The 2814-nt window shown below is 66.9% G+C and carries 4 protein-coding genes; all 4 read left to right on the top strand.

What is annotated here, in order from left to right; genetic code table 11:
- Window positions 1-483 (top strand): FAD-dependent thymidylate synthase (gene thyX / locus ACFDS3_RS20085; protein ID WP_375264102.1); only part of this gene is annotated, 483 nt, incomplete at its 5' end.
- 102 nt (window positions 484-585) lie between these two features.
- Window positions 586-1761, top strand: coding sequence for an ATP-grasp domain-containing protein (locus ACFDS3_RS20080; RefSeq protein ID WP_375264101.1), 1176 nt, complete (start codon window positions 586-588; stop codon window positions 1759-1761).
- 10 nt (window positions 1762-1771) lie between these two features.
- The gene (locus tag ACFDS3_RS20075; protein WP_375264100.1) at window positions 1772-2134 is read left to right on the top strand and encodes a hypothetical protein; all 363 of its coding nucleotides are present in this window, start codon (window positions 1772-1774) and stop codon (window positions 2132-2134) included.
- Window positions 2135-2507: 373 nt separating this feature from the next.
- The coding region (locus tag ACFDS3_RS20070) for a hypothetical protein (protein WP_375264099.1) at window positions 2508-2814 on the top strand (307 nt) is incomplete at its 3' end.

Here is a 2814-nt window from a genome sequence, read left to right as displayed (position 1 = left end):
TCCAGCACCAACAAGCAGGGCCGTGCCGAGGTTCTGTCGGGCGCCGAGGCCGAGCGTGTGCTCGACTGGCTGCGCGAGGATGCGAACCGGGCCTATGACCACTACGAGGCGATGATATCGGACGACGGCCAGCAGGGTCTTGCGCGCGAGCTCGCGCGGATGAACCTGCCCGTGAATATCTACACCGAGTGGTATTGGAAGGTGGATCTGCACAACCTGTTCCACTTCCTGCGTCTGCGCGCTGACCCCCACGCGCAATACGAGATCCGCGCCTATGCGGACGTGATCTGCCAGATGGTGAAGGACTGGGTGCCTGCCGCCTACCGCGCCTTCGAGGATTACCGCCTCGACGCGGTGAGCTTCTCCGGCCCGGCGATGAAGGTCCTGCAGCGCATGCTGGCAGGCGAGGAGGTCTCACAGGAGGGATCCGGCATGGGCAAGCGCGAATGGCGCGAGTTCCAGGCCGCCCTGGGCCGCGCCTGACCGAGACATGCCGGTCGCGGCACTGCCGCGATCGGTGCCCGGGGGCGATTTTCGCTCCCTGATGGCAGACTGACCTGACCGGCATGCTGATGGAGAAGATCGATGGCTGTCCTGTTCCGCCCCTGTGGCGACCTCTTTGCGGCCCCTGCGCCGCGCTGCGCCCGCGACCGGGCCCTTCACGCCTACCTGACCGAGCGGCTCGGTCGCGCTGTGACGCATCAGCCCGGCAGCGATGTCGACTACGAGGACTGGACCGAGCCGGCCTGCATGCTCGAAGCCGCGCTGCGATCCGGCCTCGAGGTGAAGATCCTGCCGCGGCAACCGCTGACCAAGGCCATCAACGCGCCGGACATCGTCATTGAGGGACGGCCGTGCAGGGACATGCTGATCGGCCGCAGCCTCGCCAGCGATCCGCGCAACGCCGATTGGCTGAACCTCGGCTGGCCCTCGGCCTGCAACGACCTCGCCAACCACTACGCAGAGACGGAGGCCTTCCACGCGTTCGCCGGCCGGCGGATGGTCCTGGCCGATATGCCGGGTGAGACCGCGAGGCTCAGGAGCTCGAGCCACCTGTCGCGCACCGGCAGCAACGGCGACCTCGAGGAAGCGATCCGTGGCTTCGCGGGGCAGCGATGCTTCGTGAAAGTCGTCTGGCCTGCGAAAACCGAAGCTCCGTTCAAGCTCGACGTTCCTGCGGGCTGCAGCCGGGGGACGGCCAAGGGCCTCTTTCTCGACGCGACCGGCTACCTCTCGGCGGCGCGGGAGGGCGACCGTGATGCGATCCTGGTGCAGGAACATGTCGAGATGCGCCATGAGACGCGCTTCTTCGTCATCAACGGGCAGATCGTCACCGGCACGGGCTGCATCGAGCGCGACACCCCCGCACAGAACCCCGAGGGCCTGACGTTCTCGGGCCGCTCCGAAGTCCGGCGGAACGATGGCCGCGTCGGGATCTACCCGGCGCAGGCATCCGTCCTGCAAGCGCATGCGGAGGGCTTCGTGGCAGCCTTGGCCGAGGAGGCGCCAGAGCTCGCGCATTACGCGGTCGACTGCGCCCTGAAGGCCGACGGCACGCCGGTCGTCATCGAACTCAATCCGATCGCCGAGTCCGGGCTCTACGCGGCCAGCCACATGCAGCTCTTCGCGGCGATCGTCGCGGCGGCCGAGCTCGAGCCGGAGCGGCATGCGGACTACGCGGTCAGCGAGCATGTGGCGAGGCTCGGGACAACGACGGTCGCGGATGAGGAGATGGACATCGATGCCTTCGCCTTCGACTGACGAGACGATCTTGCTGTATCACGGCACCTCGGCAGCGTCGGCGGAGCGGCTGCTTGAGGCAGGTTGGCAGCCGCGCTCCGGATCGATGGGCAGCCAGTGCGGCGATCCACGACTGCTCTATCTCACCGACCAGCCGATGAACGCGCTGTGGTTTGCGGAGCAGAAGCAGGATCCCGTGGTGCTGGAGGTTCGAATGCCGCGCGGCGCGCTCTGCCTCGATCCCGAGGACGGGGTCGGGGAGACGGTGGAGGAAGAGATTGCCATCTCCGAGCGTCATGGGCTTCCGACGAACTTGGCGACGGGGTGCGCCCTGACCCCGGACTGTTTCAGGCTCGTCGAGCCAGCCTCTCCGGAGTACGACCCATCTCCATGAGCTTTCCCGCGACCACGGCGGGGGCGGGGGCGGGGGCGGGATGAGCATCCGGATCGCCTCAGTCGGCACGGCGCGCTGTTCGGGATGATGAGGGCGCGGTCAGGCTTGACCTGAATGTTTGCCCCTCGACTGCCCGTCGGTTGACACCCGACCCCTGCGGCGACTGCAATCTTCAGGGGTCGGGTATCGCCGTCTGGCCTGACCGTGCGACAGCGCAGGTGAATGACGTCTGCGCCGCGCCGTATTGATACCGCCTCCGATATCCCTGCTCAATGGTTTTTCGCAGATAATTTCGCAAGGAAGCCACCCGGTCCGGGTTGTGCCTGTGAGCGCGACAGGCCACCAATGACGGGAACAGACGGGAGAGAGCCACATGCTGGAATTGATGGTGGCTGGAGTGCTTGTGGCAGTAGGGCAGGGCGCCTTGACGTTCGAGACCCCGACGATCTCGGCCCATGGCTGCGGCGCGCCTATTGAGGCGCAGGACGAATGGACGCTGAACTGCGGGGTCACGAACCGAGGCCCGGTCGCGGTGGACCGGCTGACTGGCGAAACCCTCCTCAAGGATCCACGGCGCACGCTGCCATGGGCGCAGGTCGAATTCGACATGCCGGTGCCCGGCGGGATCGAACCCGGCGAGACACGTCGCGTGACGTTACCACATCCCGACCCGGTGGTCG

Origin of the sequence: Palleronia sp., assembly GCF_042089775.1 — a bacterium.
Taxonomy (GTDB): domain Bacteria; phylum Pseudomonadota; class Alphaproteobacteria; order Rhodobacterales; family Rhodobacteraceae; genus Palleronia.
The sequence above is the reverse complement of the archived record's forward strand: the minus strand, read 5'-3'. Positions and strand labels throughout refer to the sequence as shown.